13 protein-coding genes are annotated in these 15,869 nt (G+C 43.6%); 1 reads left to right on the top strand and 12 read right to left on the bottom strand.

Annotation, left to right across the window (positions count from 1 at the left end; all coding sequences use genetic code 11):
* Positions 1 to 60: 60 nt before the first annotated feature.
* The 7 genes from FHS24_RS06460 to FHS24_RS06430 all read right to left on the bottom strand — a co-directional run bounded on the left by FHS24_RS06460 (position 61) and on the right by FHS24_RS06430 (position 8,734).
* Positions 61 to 1,671 (bottom strand): carboxyl transferase domain-containing protein, encoded by a 1,611-nt coding sequence (locus tag FHS24_RS06460; protein WP_183619871.1) that lies wholly within the window; start codon positions 1,669 to 1,671, stop codon positions 61 to 63.
* A gap of 126 nt (positions 1,672 to 1,797) precedes the next feature.
* On the bottom strand, positions 1,798 to 3,552 hold the full coding sequence (locus FHS24_RS06455; RefSeq protein ID WP_183619870.1) for an AMP-binding protein: 1,755 nt from the start codon (positions 3,550 to 3,552) through the stop codon (positions 1,798 to 1,800).
* Between the two features lie 302 nt (positions 3,553 to 3,854).
* Positions 3,855 to 5,111 carry an FAD-dependent oxidoreductase gene (locus FHS24_RS06450; protein WP_183619869.1) on the bottom strand — a complete coding sequence of 419 codons (1,257 nt, stop codon included), beginning with the start codon at positions 5,109 to 5,111 and terminating at the stop codon, positions 3,855 to 3,857.
* 230 nt (positions 5,112 to 5,341) lie between these two features.
* Entirely contained in the window at positions 5,342 to 6,061 is a 720-nt protein-coding gene (locus FHS24_RS06445) for an amino acid ABC transporter ATP-binding protein (protein WP_183620098.1), read from the bottom strand.
* A gap of 179 nt (positions 6,062 to 6,240) precedes the next feature.
* Positions 6,241 to 6,912 carry an ABC transporter permease subunit gene (locus tag FHS24_RS06440; RefSeq protein WP_183619868.1) on the bottom strand — a complete coding sequence of 224 codons (672 nt, stop codon included), beginning with the start codon at positions 6,910 to 6,912 and terminating at the stop codon, positions 6,241 to 6,243.
* Entirely contained in the window at positions 6,909 to 7,655 is a 747-nt protein-coding gene (locus tag FHS24_RS06435; RefSeq protein WP_183619867.1) for an amino acid ABC transporter permease, read from the bottom strand. Before FHS24_RS06435 ends, FHS24_RS06440 begins: the two co-directional genes overlap by 4 nt.
* Positions 7,656 to 7,750: 95 nt before the next feature.
* On the bottom strand, positions 7,751 to 8,734 hold the full coding sequence (locus FHS24_RS06430; RefSeq protein WP_183619865.1) for a glutamate/aspartate ABC transporter substrate-binding protein: 984 nt from the start codon (positions 8,732 to 8,734) through the stop codon (positions 7,751 to 7,753).
* Positions 8,735 to 9,131: 397 nt separating this feature from the next.
* On the opposite strand from FHS24_RS06430, the gene hslO reads away from it, so the two are divergent.
* Positions 9,132 to 10,112 carry an Hsp33 family molecular chaperone HslO gene (gene hslO / locus FHS24_RS06425; RefSeq protein WP_183619862.1) on the top strand — a complete coding sequence of 327 codons (981 nt, stop codon included), beginning with the start codon at positions 9,132 to 9,134 and terminating at the stop codon, positions 10,110 to 10,112.
* Positions 10,113 to 10,257: 145 nt separating this feature from the next.
* On the opposite strand, the gene FHS24_RS06420 is transcribed toward hslO, so the two are convergent.
* The 5 genes from FHS24_RS06420 to FHS24_RS06400 all read right to left on the bottom strand — a co-directional run bounded on the left by FHS24_RS06420 (position 10,258) and on the right by FHS24_RS06400 (position 15,722).
* A complete protein-coding gene (locus FHS24_RS06420; RefSeq protein WP_183619860.1) occupies positions 10,258 to 11,724 on the bottom strand; it encodes an esterase/lipase family protein in 1,467 nt (488 codons plus the stop codon).
* A gap of 306 nt (positions 11,725 to 12,030) precedes the next feature.
* Positions 12,031 to 12,753 carry a fumarylacetoacetate hydrolase family protein gene (locus tag FHS24_RS06415; RefSeq protein ID WP_183619859.1) on the bottom strand — a complete coding sequence of 241 codons (723 nt, stop codon included), beginning with the start codon at positions 12,751 to 12,753 and terminating at the stop codon, positions 12,031 to 12,033.
* Positions 12,754 to 12,816: 63 nt separating this feature from the next.
* Entirely contained in the window at positions 12,817 to 13,542 is a 726-nt protein-coding gene (locus FHS24_RS06410; RefSeq protein WP_183619857.1) for an ABC transporter permease, read from the bottom strand.
* A 12-nt stretch (positions 13,543 to 13,554) separates the two neighbouring features.
* The gene (locus tag FHS24_RS06405) at positions 13,555 to 14,304 is read right to left on the bottom strand and encodes an ABC transporter permease (RefSeq protein ID WP_183619855.1); all 750 of its coding nucleotides are present in this window, start codon (positions 14,302 to 14,304) and stop codon (positions 13,555 to 13,557) included.
* A gap of 452 nt (positions 14,305 to 14,756) precedes the next feature.
* The gene (locus FHS24_RS06400) at positions 14,757 to 15,722 is read right to left on the bottom strand and encodes an ABC transporter substrate-binding protein (protein WP_183619854.1); all 966 of its coding nucleotides are present in this window, start codon (positions 15,720 to 15,722) and stop codon (positions 14,757 to 14,759) included.
* Between the last annotated feature and the right edge of the window lie 147 nt (positions 15,723 to 15,869).

The following is a 15,869-nucleotide window of genomic DNA, read 5'->3' as shown; positions in this document are numbered from 1 at the left end:
AACTTTCTCTATATTTATGTATTTATGAGCGCGAAGTGACTGGCAATATACCGTTCAATGCTACATTCTAAACACACCAAAGCTTGTCTCTTCAATCGGCGCGTTATGAGCCGCGCTAAGCGCTAATGCCAACACATTACGGGTATCAGCAGGGTCTATCACGCCGTCATCCCATAGACGTGCGGTGGCATAATATGGATGACCTTGCTCTTCGTACATCTCACGAATCGGCGCTTTAAATGCGGCTTCGTCTTCATCACTCCACGCCTCACCTTTACGATCAAAGTTATCACGCTTAACCGTTGCCAATACCGACGCTGCTTGCTCACCACCCATCACAGAGATACGCGCATTTGGCCACATCCATAAGAAGCGCGGGCTATAAGCACGACCACACATACCGTAGTTACCAGCACCGAATGAGCCACCGACGATGACAGTGAATTTAGGTACTTTAGCATTCGCTACTGCCATTACCATCTTAGCGCCATGACGGGCAATACCTTCGTTCTCATACTTACGACCGACCATAAAGCCGGTGATGTTTTGCAGGAATATCAATGGAATTTTGCGCTTACAGCACAGCTCAATAAAGTGCGTACCTTTTTGCGCAGATTCACTAAATAAGATGCCATTATTGGCGATAATACCAACTGGCATACCCTCAATATGAGCAAAACCACAAACCAGTGTCGTGCCAAAGCGCGCTTTAAATTCATCAAAGGCACTATCATCAACAATACGAGTGATAATCTCTCTGATATCAAATGGCTTGCGCTTATCGGTTGGGATAACGCCGTATAACTCTTTGGCATCATAGCGCGGTGGAAGCGGTTTGATTTGATTCGGAATTTGCTTAGCGGGACGATTTAAGTGGCTGACGATATTACGGGCAATCGATAACGCATGAGTATCGTTTTGGGCTAAATGATCGACCACGCCTGACAGACGCGTATGCACATCGCCGCCGCCCAAGTCCTCGGCAGTAACCTCTTCGCCGGTAGCGGCTTTGACCAGTGGCGGACCACCCAAAAAGATGGTTCCTTGGTCTTTAACGATAATAGATTCGTCACTCATCGCTGGCACGTATGCACCGCCAGCAGTACAGCTACCCATCACCACCGCAATCTGCGGAATGCCAGCGGCACTCATATTAGCCTGATTAAAGAAAATACGTCCAAAGTGCTCTTTATCAGGAAACACTTCATCTTGATTGGGCAAGTTCGCACCGCCAGAATCAACCAAGTAGACACAAGGCAAGTTGTTTTCTTGCGCAATTTCTTGGGCACGTAGATGTTTTTTGACTGTCATTGGATAATAAGTGCCGCCTTTTACGGTGGCATCATTACAGACAATCATACACTCAGTGCCGTTAATGCGACCGATACCAGCAATCACGCCCGCCGCTGGAATATCTTCGCCATACATGTCATGCGCCGCCATCGGAGCAACTTCTAAAAATGGCGTACCAACATCAAGCAAACGCTCGACACGCTCACGAGGTAATAACTTGCCACGTGCCAAATGCTTGGCGCGTGCGCGTTCTGAGCCACCTTGGGCGACTTTACGCAAGTGCTGATATAAGTCATCAACGACCTCTTGCATGGCAGCACTGTTCTGCTGAAATTCAGCGGCATTTGGACTCAGTTTACTGGTTATGATAGCGCTCATGATATCCCTTTTCTTTAATGCGTAAATGCGAGTAGCTTTTTTATGCGAATTATTTTAACTACTGGTTATTTTAGTCTTTACCAATATAAGTTATTAGTAAAATAAGAAGTAAAGCAGCTCAATTTTTTATAAGCCCAATTCTTCTTTCATCTGCTCAATAATCTTATATTTCTGAATTTTTCCAGTGATAGTCATCGGATATTCGGTCACAAAGCGATAATAGGTCGGCACTTTATAATGGGCGATATGCTCACTACAGAATTGGCGTACTTCTTCTTCAGTCAAGCAGCCCTCTTCTTTAGGAATAATCCAAGCCGCCAATACCTCGCCATATTTTTTATCAGGAACACCGACAATTTGCACATCACGAATTTTAGGATGACGGTAGAGATAGTTTTCGATTTCGACAGGATAAATATTCTCACCGCCGCGGATGACCATATCTTTACTACGACCGACGATTTTGACATAGCCATCTTCATCCATGGTCGCCAAATCACCGGTATGCATCCAGCCATCCTGAATGGCTTCACGGGTTTTAAAGCGGCTGCCCCAATAACCTTTCATCACCGCATAGCCATAAGTAAGCAATTCACCTGTCTCTCCAATCGGGACGACTTGACCCGTTTCAGTGTCAACGATTTTAACTTCAAGCCCTGGAAGCACCATCCCTACTGTCGACACTCTCTTTTCAAGTGGCGTTTGCGAGCTGGTCTGACAAGAAGCTGGACTGGTCTCGGTCATGCCATAAGCAATGGTAACTTCCTTCATGTGCATCTTATCCATAACACGTCGCATGACCTCAATCGGGCAGCTAGAGCCGCCCATGATACCGGTACGCAAGCTAGATAAATCAAAGCTATCGAAGTCTGGATGATCGAGCTCCGCGATAAACATCGTCGGTACACCAAGCAAAGCGGTACACTTCTCTTCTTCCACTGTTTGCAATACCGTTAGCGGATCAAAACCATCATTAGGATAAACTGCACAGCCACCATGAGTTAAAATGGCGAGATTACCACCCACCATGCCAAAGCAGTGATACAGCGGTAATGGAATACACAGCCTATCATCACAGGTTAACTTCATGCCTTCGCCAAGAAAATAGCCATTATTAAGGATATTACGATGCGTTAAGGTGGCGCCTTTCGGTGTCCCTGTCGTGCCACTGGTAAACTGCACACTAATAGCATCAGTATTCTTAAGCTGGGCTTGACGCTCTGCAACGCGTGGATCATTGGCATCACCTTCTGCCATCCAATCCGAAAATTTTTGCATAAAGTTAAAATTTTCATCACTGTCTGGCTCATCAATCCAAATGATGCGCTCAATCGTCGGAATCTCGACCAAATCAAGTTGCTGATAATTTTTATGATAAATCTCAGGACACAGCTCACGAATCATCTGCGTATAGTCGCTGCTTTTAAAATGACGCATCAATACCAATGCCGAACATCCCAATTTATTCAGTGCATATTGCAGCTCAAAGGTACGATAGGCGGGATTGATATTGACTAGAATTACACCGATTTTTGCTGTTGCCAATTGTATCAGCAGCCATTCAGCATTGTTATGCGACCAAATAGCGATACGATCACCTATCTCAAGTCCCATCTCAATCATAGCACTTGCCAACTGATTAACTTTCTCTTGTAACTCACGATAAGTCCAGCGGATATTTTGATGGCGAGAAACCAATGCTTCACGCTCAGGATATTTATCGACAATAGCATCAAAAAAATCCCCGATAGTCGCTTCTATCAGCGGTACATCAAGTCCTTTATCATGGCTTTGGCTGAGTGGCGCATTCGCTGAGCGCGCGCCTACATCAACTTTTGGAACATTATTAAGAATGCTGTCAAAATCAGTAAGCTGAGTCATAACGAGTCCTTCCGTTTTACTATTGAGTGTTTAGTACTGGAAAAATAAACTAAAAAGCTGAATACAATATTCTTCCTTGAATATCCTTTTTAGCCATAGACTATGATTAAATCATGCTCTGACCAATAATATTGTGCTTTAAATTAAAGAATATCAATAATAATACGATATGTATCGATAATATTAGACTGAAGCGTTCTTAATTCTAAAATCGATAAAAGAGATGTGGTAGATATGAACAAAAAAATCCAGTGCTGCATTAGGTTCGCAGCACTGGCTATGGTGTAGAGATTTTTTAATAGCTACCCTTTAGGCATGACAGGCGCTTTGATAGTCACTGTCGCACTGACTTCGTTGTTATCATCTATCAAATCCATGATTAGCTCTTCATCAGTTTCAGTCTTTACCTGCCAATTACCAGCAGCTTGCGGCACACCCGTTACCATCACTGAGATGGCTTTGTTTTTTAGGCGAATCATCGGTGGCTTATGCTCATAACCGCTATGCTTTAAACCCAACACATCATCAGCAATGGTTGCTGCTTGCGCACGCAGTGGCGCGACATAACGGCAGGCAACGCCATTGATAGACATACAATCACCAATTGCATAGATATTATTGGTAGTGGTACGCAGCGTTGGCGCATCTACCTCGATGCCAGTACGGCGATTAAAATCTATCCCAGCGGCGGTTGGCAATTTACCATCAACCGTCAAGCCAGTACTGGCAATCACATGGTCGACGATTAATATCTCAGATGACTGAGCATCTGTATCTTCTACATTGGAAGCAAATGGCTCATAGCTGACTTGCAGCTTACCAATATTGTTCTCACCTTCATTATCATCACTGATACGAATAACATCCGTTACCAGATAACCGCCCAAAAAGTTAATACCTTGTGATTTAACTGCCTCTGCAATACGCGCGGTTGCTTTTGCTGGTAGCATTTGTGATAAAGGCGCATTATTTAAATCAATCAGCGTCACTTCATGACCCGCCTTTAGCAAGTCCTCAGCGATTTCTGTCCCTACCATACCCGCACCAACAATCGCAACGTGCTGACTGCCAGTTGCCAGTTTTTCTTGTAATTGTCCAAAGCGCTCAATATGATTGACATGCCATACTAAGTCTTGCGGCAAACTCTTAGGGAAAATAGGATGAGCGCCCATGGCTAAAACCAGCTTGTCATAGCTGATGGTTGCATAATTGGTATAAACAGGATCTGAGCGTAGCGCCGAAATAAGCTGTATTGTTTGAGCAGCAGCGTCGATATCCGTCACTTGCGTATTGGCAAGTAAGGTAATATTCGCCGCCTCTGCAGCATCACTACCCGTTGCTCGCACCAAATCGGCGGCGCTTTTCTTTTGGCTAATTGCCATAGTGAGCATTGGTTTATGATAACGATCGCCATTATCAGAGGTAATTAAGGTAATCGGAATGTCTTTATCCTTTGCACGGATGGCATCGATAACGTGCCAGCCTGCTAAGCCTGCACCGATAATAACAATACCTGTAGATGCGTTGCTTGCCGCTACAGATGGGTTTTCTACACTCATATTAGCTCCAATATCATTTATGAATTATTTTAATTTTTAACATATTGACTACTATTGTATCAGTAAACAGCCATTCACTCACCTATGTAGATATGTAGCCACTAATGTAGTCACTTGCATCAACATCACCGTTGATCGTATAGATCTATGACATGCTACGGGCATAAAAAAGCGCCTATAAATAGACGCTTTTGATAATGCAAAATTAAATGATATTTTTAATGATATCTTTAGTGGTTCAAAATCTTAGATAAGAACATCTGCGCGCGATCGCTTTTTGCGCCTTCAAAAAACTCATCTTTACTACAGTTTTCGACGATATGCCCTTCATCCATAAAGATAATCCGGTTGGCCACCTGACTGGCAAAGCCCATTTCATGGGTCACGCACATCATGGTCATACCATCACGAGTCAGTTCAACCATCACATCGAGCACTTCTTGAATCATCTCAGGGTCAAGCGCGGAGGTTGGCTCATCAAATAACATAGCTACCGGATCCATCGCCAAGGCACGTGCAATTGCTACACGCTGCTGCTGCCCACCGGACAGCTCAGCTGGATATTTTGACGCTTGCACCGTCAGCCCGACGCGATCTAGATACGCCATGGCTTTTTTCTTAGCTTCGTCTTCTTTACGACCCAATACCTTGATTTGGGCGACCATGAGATTATCGATAATGGTCAGATGCGGAAACAATTCAAAATGCTGAAATACCATCCCCACACTACTGCGCAATTTGGGCAAATTGGTCTTTGATGCGCCAACTGAGATACCGTTGACCATGATGTTGCCTTTTTGAAAAGGCTCGAGTCCATTGACGGTTTTTATCAAGGTTGATTTACCACTGCCCGATGGGCCACAAACCACGACGACATCGCCTTTATGCACATGAGCGCTACAGTCAGTCAGCACCTGAAAGTCACCATACCACTTACTGACATTAGACATCTCAATGACTATTTCATCACTCGCATGCCCATTATCGGTGACCAGTCCGCCAAATTTATTTATATACGTGTCAGCATTATTTACCACTGGCTCATTCATCACTGGCTCCTAACCACATTACTTTCGATAATATTTATTAAGTTAAAGTCTTAATCTTAAAATACTGCGTTAAATTCATCTTAAAACCTGAGACGTTTTTGCAGTTGCTGCACGCCGATAGAAGCACTTAAGCTAATGATAAAATAAATAGCACCAGCGCCCAAAATATAAGGCGTTAATAAGCCCATCAGCTCACCACGGACGTAAGCGGCGCGGAAGAAATCGGTCAAACCAATGGCAAATACCAGCGTCGTATCTTGGAATAAAATGATACATTGCTGCAAAATCAGCGGTAGCATCTTGCGAAAAGCCTGCGGCAAGATAACCAAACGCATCGTTTGCCCGTAAGTCATGCCAAGAGCTTTCGCTGCATTAACCTGTCCACTACCAATCGATTGGATACCAGCCCGTACCACTTCTGAAAAGTATGCTGCTTCAAACATCATAAAGGCGACGACACACGAGGTAAATGCGGTATCAAGTTGCAGATATTTACCCGCTATCCAAAAATAAATCATCGGTACGGCGAAATAAAACCACAGCAGCACCAATAGCAACGGTACTGAACGGAAATAATTGACGTATAGTTTTGCCGGAATTTCTAGCGCTTTGATACCCGATAAGCGCATCAATGCCAGTACCGTTCCTAAGCTAATGCCACCCAAGATAGCGAGAAACAATACCTTTAAAGTGGTCAGCATGCCGCCCATCAAACCGGGATAAGCGGTAGCAAGTTCGGTCATCATATTCATTTTTGACCTCCTGCAATCAGCCCGGGCACACGTAATTTACGTTCTATCAAACCCATAATAGCAATCAAGGACAGATTAAAGACCAGATAAATAATGGTCGCATAAGTATAAATCTCTAGGCTATTTTGGGTATATTCACTGATGGTTTTGGTTTGGCTAATCAGCTCCATCACCCCCACCAAAGACGCAACTGAGGCGTTTTTAAAGCAGTTGGTTAGCTCTGAGCTCAGCGGCGGTAAGATAATCCGAAACGCTTGTGGCAGCAGCACTTCTTTATAAGCTTGCGGAATCGTAAAGCCGAGCGCATAAGCTGCGTTGACTTGCCCTTCAGGAAGCGATTCAATGCCAGTACGTACTTGTTCGACGATACGCGCCGCAGTAAATAATCCTAGACCAATACTTGCTGACAGCATAGCCGAGGTATTGGGAGATAAGTCTTTATACCACCAATCCTGTATCGCGGGCGTCAGCCAACCAGGGGCAATATAAAACCAAAAGAATAATTGTACGAGAAGTGGAATATTACGAAAAAACGTCACATAGGCGGTGCCGATGCTACGGGCAGCCTTATTCGGCAAGGTGCGCATGATGCCAAAAATAGTACCAACGACCATGGCTATGGCCCACGCGATACTGCCAATTAATAACAGCCAACCTAGACCTGTAATCATCCAATGGATATAAAGCTCGTTACCGATACCGGTCTGCTCAAAGAGCACACCCCAGTTCCAGCTATAATTCATGATTGTCTCTCCAAGCAGCGATTGAAAAGCCAACGCGCTCAATTGACATTGCTATCAATCTGAGCGCGCAAGCAAGCTATGTTGAGGGACAATAATTACTGTGCTGTCGCGACTTTCGGCTGATCACTATCATGTGGATTGGCAATCAAAGCTTTTAGATTGTCTGACATCTCAAAGTTTAAATTGACATTTTTTGGTGGGATTGGGTTTAAGAACCATTTGTCATAAATGCTATTAATCTCGCCCGAGCTAAAGACATTGGCAAGCGCTTCATCGACCACCGCTTTAAATTCAGGGTCGTCTTTACGCATCATACAACCATAAATCTCAAACGATTGCGGTGTACCAACGATAACCCAGTCATCAGGATTTTTTGCTTTGGCTTTTTCGCCCGCAAGCAAAACATCATCCATCATAAAGGCATCAGCACGACCATTTTCTAACATCAAGAAGCCTTCGCCATGGTCTTTTGCTGAGATAATATTGGTATCCATTTTCTTATCATCGTTGTACTGACGGATATAACGCTCTGAGGTCGTACCAGCGGTAGTGACCAAGGTTTTACCTTTTAGGTCTTCAAAATCTTGAATACCTGAGTCTTTTTTGGTCAATAAACGCGTACCAATTTCAAAGAAGCCGTTTGAGAAGGCCACTTGTTTTTGGCGCTCTTCGTTATTGGTCGTTGAACCACATTCAAAGTCGACCGTGCCGTTTTGTACCAAAGGAATACGAGTTTGCGAGGTGATAAGGTTATAACGAATTTTCAAATCGGGCATATTCAGTTTTTCTTTTACCGCTTCGACCACTTTCATTTCTAAATCATGGGCATAGCCAATCGGCTGATTTGGGTCGTCGGCGATATAAGAGAACGGAATAGAAGAATCACGGTGACCGACCACGATAGTACCTGAATCTTTGATTTTTTGTAGCGTACCGTTGGCATTTGCTGCCGTTTCTGTCGTAGTCGCCCCATCTGCTGGCGTCGCTTCAGTGTTGGTTTGATTGCTGTTATTACAACCCGCCAGGCCAAGTGCCATAAAGGCGACCAGAGTTAAGGGTTTAGAGATTAAGTAGGTCATGAGATACATCCTTTTATCACATTATCACAAAATTAAGAGGGGACTTTGGCGCTGTATAAGCCATTAATTAACTTTATTTAAGTTATTAACTGACCATCTCGCCATGCATCCGTGCTGTTGCTGTTATTTATCACTATGCAACTTAATGTTACTGTACAACAATTTGAGCGGTGGGGGTAAACTTTTTTTAATAAGGGCGACTTGCAAAATACTTAAGCTTATCTATGTTATTAATGAGCTAGCAAAGCCGCCATAAGCGTAGAAAATACTAAGCGCTTAATAAGAGTGTTTATTTTTCATTAATAACTTAAAATCAGCAAGTAATCTAAACGCTGTGATTGATAAATCATGATTAATCCCCATAAAGCTAACAACTTCTTAATACTACCTATGACCTATGACACAAGATACTCAAGCCCCAAATACTGAGAGCCAAACGGTTGTTCAGCATCATGATAATGACGTACGCCAACGCTTTTTTATCGAAGATTCACCGGTGCGCGGCGATGTGGTGCGCTTATCACGCAGTTATGCGACGACGATTGCGCAAAAGCCTTACCCTGAAGCGATTAAGCGCTTATTGGGCGAGATGCTGACGGCAGCAAGTTTGCTAATCAGTACGGTTAAAATTAATGGTCGTCTATCGATTCAGTTGCAGTCATCAGATAGTGACAGCTTGCTGAATTGGGCGATGGCAGAATGTGACCAAGACGGCATCATCCGTGCGCTTGCCAGCTGGAAAGGTGACACTGACGAGCAAGTGCAAGCGTGGGAAAATATGCTGCACGCCAAAGAAGCTTTTGCTGAATTGGGTGCTGCTGGTCAAGGCGTATTGTTTATCAATATCCAACCTGATGGCGGCGAACCGTATCAAGGTATCGTTGAGCGTAGCCATGATAATTTGGCTGACTGCTTAGCGCATTATCAAAAGCAATCGGCACAGATTCCAACGCTGATTAACTTAGCATCCGATGGCTTGCAAGCGGGTGGTATCTTGGTGCAAATGCTGCCTCGTACGGCTGAAGAAACTTATGAAGTCGAGCAAAACCAAGACGCTGGTATCGATGATGATTTGTGGACGCGCTTAAGTGTGCTCACGCGCACGGTGAAAGCAGAAGAGCTAACCACGCTTGATACCAACGAAATTCTTTATCGCTTATATAATGAAGAAAAAGTCGTTGCCCCTGACCCTGTATCTTTATCGTTTGGCTGCACCTGCTCACGCGAGAAGTGTGAAATGGCCATCGAGCAAATCGGCGAAACTGAAGTTTTAGATATCGTTGAAGAGCAAGGCGGTACTTTTGAGATGGATTGCGGATTTTGCGGTGAAGTCTATAAATTTAACAAAGACGATGTGGCGACAATTTTCGCTGAGTAGTCTTTCATTATATTTCTTTGTAATTATTTAATTTTTCTTAATTCAAAAAACCCTCAAGTATTAAGCTTGAGGGTTTTTCGTTTTTATCATTCTACATTTACTGTTCTACAATCATTAACCATAATACTAATAAATTCAAGAATGCTTAATCCGCGACTTCATCCATTTCTGGATAAGAGTAGATACGATCATCAAGTGCATACTTTGCTTCATGTGCATCCCCTTGCCTATCGGCTAATAACCAAGTAACGATTTGCTGATGTACCCTATCGTTATAGATTAGATTCATATGATTGACGCCATAAAAAATCGCCTTATGGCCCTCTGGTACATTCAACGTATGCTCTTCGGTATATTCACCAAGCGCTGATTCTACTGACACCAGTCCGTCACCGAGTAAGCTTGTGGTCTTAGATTTATAATGCACCTCAACCATAGCTGCCGCGACCAGATAGGTATTTACATGCAAAGGTAAGCGCGTCGGGTGGCGAAATTCTGCTGGCAGCACACTACGCCCTTCAGCTGATTTCCAGTCTGCATCGCGAATACTGCCATAACGTAAATCAATAATACCCGCACTACGCAAATCACCCAATTTAGCCAATGAGCCTGCGAAAGGCAGCTTTGCGATTTTATCTTGGACAAAATGACCAATTTGTTCCAAGCTGGCACCGTGATGCGGTGAACCTAAGGTAATAAGATTGCCGACGCGTTTGACCCAGTTAAACCCTTGTTCCTTACCATAAAACAGCGCACTACGACTGAGTAAACCGCCCATGCTATGACCGATTAAATCAAGTTGGGTGATATCTGGATTATTTTCCACCAAATCTTGCAAGACTTTTGCAAAGCTACGCCCATTACTAGAGATACGTCGACCGGTATTATAGTTTAAATACAAAACCGTCGTGTTTGGCATATGGCTACTCAGCGTTTGAGCCAAATCACCCTCGCCGGGTACTTGCCAGCTTAAGTGACTCATACAAAGCCCGTGGCATAACACAACCACCCGCCCTGACAGTGTATCGCTTTGGACACGATTGTATTTATCGTATAGCACCATCGATACTGCCAAGGGATTATGATGGGTAATAAGATGATCGCCCATGACGCCGTTTAAGATATTGACCACGCGGCGTAAGTTTTTCGGTAATGGCTGTATTTTTTTGGGCTTTGAAACAGTGTTATAAAGACGCAGCCCTGTGGCGATATTACTGCCGACCATTTGCATTGCCTGACGCACCGTACCATAAATGCGACCGGTGATACCACGCTGCCAGTGCTCAAGATTGCCTTTATTAAACCGTCCTAAAGGCCGTAGTAAAATCTCACGGTGGATAGCTTCTACAATATCAGTGACTTCAACCACGCCCATCGTTGCTAGCTGAGCTAAACCTTCAAAGAAATCAACCAAGGAGATAGGCTGATGCGGTTTGCTATAGCTGTTATCGACCGTTTCTGCGCTTAGCTCATCGACATAAATATATTCAAGTTTCGCCAACTCTTCGTAGACATCGCCCTGAAAACCTTCCTCAGTACCCAATTCATCAGATGGACGTCGAGTGGTGGCAAATAAATCATGAATACTTTCTAAAGGTCTGGGTTTGAGCATAGTTTTGATACATCGAGCAATTAAGGAGGTTTTCCATACTAGCCTGTAAATGTCATAAACAGAAGAGAATGATTGAACTATACCGTATCTTTATTGTCAAAGTAGTTACAAACATATGAGTATAGATAGTATTTATCGTGCTTTTCTCAGTACTTTATTCATTATTCTTTGGGTTTTTAATAAGCAAAATATACCATCTTTACGATCAATTTTTAACATAAAAAACCCCCAAATAATATTTGAGGTTTTGATAGTGAATAGTAGAGTTGGCATTGAGTACTTTGTCATTAACCGCTAACTGACAACTTATTTAACCTCTGCCTGCCATTCATGCGCACCTAATTTTAAGCTCAATTGATCACCTGCTTGTAAAGCGCCAACACCGCTTGGCGTACCAGTCATAATCACATCTCCTGCTTGCAAGCTAAAAGCGTGACTGATATTTACCAATAACTCATAAACAGGAAATAGCATTAAAGCGCTATCACCATCTTGCTTTAGCTCGTTATTAATATTCAGCTGATAATACACATTTTTAAAATCGCCAAATACTTGCGGGTCCAGCCAATCGCCAAGTACGCAAGCGCCATCAAAGCACTTGGCGCGCTCCCATGGATGACCTTTTTCTTTTAGCTCAGCTTGTAGCTCACGCAAAGTCAAATCTAAGCCCAAGGTTACGCCACCAATCGCTTGCTTGGCTTCTTCAATCGTTGCTGCTGATAAGTCTGCGGCTAATTGCACACACAGCTCCGCCTCATAATGGGTCTCGCCATATAGCGCTGGATTTGGACGTACAACGCCTTGACGGATAGACACCACCGAAGAGGCAGGCTTCATAAATAATATCGGTGCTTTAGGTACTTCATTGCCCAACTCTTCAGCATGCGCCGCATAGTTGCGACCGACGCAGACCACTTTACCAATAGCCGCACGTAAGCGCTCGTTGGCATTATCAGCATGGACAGCACTATTATCATTAATGCCCGCAGTAATCGCATCAGCTAAAGACATATGTGGTGATTGGCTCATATTAGATTCTCACGGCAATTTATAAATATTATGGCAGGCTTTTTATAGTCACTATCAATACAACTAAGGAATCGTATTGGTGACCACATCGGGTGGTACATAGCTGGCGTGACGATTCATACGCTTTTCAAACAATCTAAAGCTAAACAGAATAACCCACGACAGCAATAGGTAAACCACACCGGCGGCAAAGAACAATTCCATCAAGGTATAAGTGCGCGCACTAATCGTACGAGCGACGCCCGTAATATCCATCAAAGCAATGGTTGATGCCAGCGCACTGCCTTTGAGCATAAAAATAACTTCGTTACTGTAGGCTGGAATCACAATACCAAAGGCACGCGGTAAAGTAATACGCGTCAGCTTCTGCCATTTTGACATGCCAATTGCATCGGCAGCTTCAAGCTCACCTACAGGAATATTTTGGATAGCACCGCGAATAATCTCTGCCAAATACGCACTGGTATTTAGGGTAAAGGCAATAATCGCACACCAATACGCTTGGCTAAGCACTGGCTCCCACAAGAACGAGTTACGGACCGCTTCAAACTGCCCAAGACCATAATAAATCAGGAATATCTGTACCAATAGCGGCGTGCCACGGAAAAAGAAGATATATAAAAATGGTAAGACTTGCACTAGCCAATTTTTGGACAGCCGTAATAATGCCAAAATTAAACCAAGAAACAAGCCGATAATACCTGAGAACACTACTAACTGTACGGTCAATACCGCGCCATTAAGTAAATCAGGGATATGATCAAAAATGACCTGCCAATTCCAATCCATAGTATCTCTCCTCTACCCTATGGTCGATTGACTTTGAGTGTTTTGATGGGGGCTAGTTTGACGGCTCAGCTTTTTAGCATAACGTGCCGCCGGATTGGCGCGCCATTCAAGCCACATCATAAAGCCGGTAATCAGCATAGTCAGACCCAAATAAATAATCGCCGCTGCCATATAAAAGGTAAACGGCTGCTGTGTCGACTGCGCTGCACGCGAGGACTGATACATGATGTCTTTGAGACCGACGACTGAAACCAAAGCCGTATCCTTGAGCAATACCAAAAATAGATTGCCCAAACCTGGCAGCGCAATTTGCCATACTTGCGGCAAGGTAATACGATAAAAGGTCTGAAAAGGACGCATCCCAATCGCTTGTGCCGCTTCACGCTGTCCTATTGGAATCTCTTGAATCGACATGCGAAAAATTTCAGTCGCATAAGCACCAAACGCAATAGACAATGCCATGACGCCGCCCCAAAAAGCGCTAATCTCGACATAGTCGTTATAGCCAAACTTTTTGAGGATACTCATCAGCACGATGGAGCCGCCATAATAGATAAACAATACCAAGAGCAGCTCAGGAATACCGCGCATTGTGGCGGTATAGACCGTCGCAAGCTTACGCAGCAGCCAGATATTAGACAGCTTTGCTGTGGCACCGAGCAAACCTAAGGCCATACCGATGACCAAACTGGTCATGGCAAGTTTTATGGTGACGGTAGCGCCGCTTAGTAATAGCGCGCCAAATCCTTGTAAGTCAAACACAATTATCCACTCAGTCTCTTTATATTAGCAATTTGCAAAATATGAGTTAAAAGAATCAGCATCAATAGCTGAGCGCTGCTAATAATCGTCTGCTAGACCAAATAGAGCTTAGCCTTTTGCGTCATAGAGTGACGTCAGATAAATACGATTATTGCGGCGGTAATTGACACAGTAGAAATGAGCGCTGATTTTATCATATTCGCTGCCAGCTATGTTAATACTGACACGTAAAAGCATTGTCTAAATAGGTACTTATCAGCATAAATATCAAATAAATCAGTGAGGTCTGATAAAAGTTGACCGTCAATCACACTTAGAGCGCAATGATTTGCTATAAAAAGCAAAAAAGACATCGCCGTTATGGCAATGTCTTTATGTTTATCAAAACACTATTTAATAAGTTATTAAGAAACGATTAATGCAGTTGTGAACACAGTAATAATTCTGAGCCGTTATTGTACCGCGCTCTCTACCGTTGTTGTTGGTGCTGGTTCTGGCGTTACTGCTGTTGGCGTAGCACTTACTGGTACGGCAAAATACTTTTGATTGATTTTATCATAAGTGCCATTAGACTTTAAATTGGCCAATGATTGATTGATTTTTGCTTGTAGTGCTTCATCATTAGGACGCACGGCTATCGCAAAATTGTCATTAATATCAATCTCATCACCTTTTAGTACATAATCACTACCTGATGCTGAGCCAAGCCACTCTAGTGCAGGCAATTTGTCCGATATCATGGCATCGACGCGACCAGAACCCAAATCTAAAAAGGCATTACTCAAAGTATCATATAGTTTCATATTGGCTTTTGGATAAGTATTTTCTAGCCACTGTGAGGAGATGGTTGAGCGCTGCGCGGCAATAGAATGCGCATTAATATCGCTACTATTGGCTGGATCAAAACTGCTGTCTTTTTTGGCTAAAAATACCAAAGCATTGCTAAAGTACGGATCAGTAAAAGCAACTTGCTTTGCGCGCTCAGGCGTCACCGACATTGCCGCGACGATGGCGTCATACTTGCCAGCTTTAAGCCCAGGAATAATACCGTCCCAATCTTGCGCTATGATTTCACAGGTCATCTGCATATCGGCGCAAATAGCATTGGCGATTTCAACATCAAAGCCGCCAAGCGTCCCATCAGCATTGGTATAGTTAAAGGGTGCATAAGCGCCTTCGGTACCGATACGCAGCACATTACCATCTGACGCAGCGGTATTATTTTCCGCCGCTTCTGTTGTCTTCGTTGCCTCTGAGCTAGCGGTTTCGTTAGTCTCATTTTGACCATTACTGCAACCCGCCAACACCAATAATGCCGCTAGGGCTAGCATCGGCTTTGCCTTTAAGAAAGGTTTACTGGCGGATGAGGAAATAGTAGAAGTACTAAATATGCTGGCTGGGAGAAGATGGTGGCTCATAATCATCCTTGATGTTGTTACTTGGTATTATTAATTAGTATTATTACTTAGACTTAGCATTGCTACTTAGCAAAATATTATAAATGGCATAAAGCACGCTTTAGGTAAAACGTGCTTTATTAAAATCAGCGCTTATCTAATAGGCCT

Source organism: Psychrobacter luti (assembly GCF_014192115.1).
GTDB lineage: Bacteria > Pseudomonadota > Gammaproteobacteria > Pseudomonadales > Moraxellaceae > Psychrobacter > Psychrobacter luti.
This window is presented reverse-complemented; position numbering and strand designations above follow the sequence as displayed.

Bases quoted from the DNA above. Each gene is read 5' to 3' on its own strand.
- FHS24_RS06460 (WP_183619871.1), bottom strand. From the start codon at position 1,671: ATGAGCGCTATCATAACCAGTAAACTGAGTCCAAATGCCGCTGAATTT.
- FHS24_RS06455 (WP_183619870.1), bottom strand. From the start codon at position 3,552: ATGACTCAGCTTACTGATTTTGACAGCATTCTTAATAATGTTCCAAAA.
- FHS24_RS06450 (WP_183619869.1), bottom strand. From the start codon at position 5,111: ATGAGTGTAGAAAACCCATCTGTAGCGGCAAGCAACGCATCTACAGGT.
- FHS24_RS06445 (WP_183620098.1), bottom strand. From the start codon at position 6,061: ATGTCTAATGTCAGTAAGTGGTATGGTGACTTTCAGGTGCTGACTGAC.
- FHS24_RS06440 (WP_183619868.1), bottom strand. From the start codon at position 6,912: ATGAATATGATGACCGAACTTGCTACCGCTTATCCCGGTTTGATGGGC.
- FHS24_RS06435 (WP_183619867.1), bottom strand. From the start codon at position 7,655: ATGAATTATAGCTGGAACTGGGGTGTGCTCTTTGAGCAGACCGGTATC.
- FHS24_RS06430 (WP_183619865.1), bottom strand. From the start codon at position 8,734: ATGACCTACTTAATCTCTAAACCCTTAACTCTGGTCGCCTTTATGGCA.
- hslO (WP_183619862.1), top strand. From the start codon at position 9,132: ATGACACAAGATACTCAAGCCCCAAATACTGAGAGCCAAACGGTTGTT.
- FHS24_RS06420 (WP_183619860.1), bottom strand. From the start codon at position 11,724: ATGCTCAAACCCAGACCTTTAGAAAGTATTCATGATTTATTTGCCACC.
- FHS24_RS06415 (WP_183619859.1), bottom strand. From the start codon at position 12,753: ATGAGCCAATCACCACATATGTCTTTAGCTGATGCGATTACTGCGGGC.
- FHS24_RS06410 (WP_183619857.1), bottom strand. From the start codon at position 13,542: ATGGATTGGAATTGGCAGGTCATTTTTGATCATATCCCTGATTTACTT.
- FHS24_RS06400 (WP_183619854.1), bottom strand. From the start codon at position 15,722: ATGAGCCACCATCTTCTCCCAGCCAGCATATTTAGTACTTCTACTATT.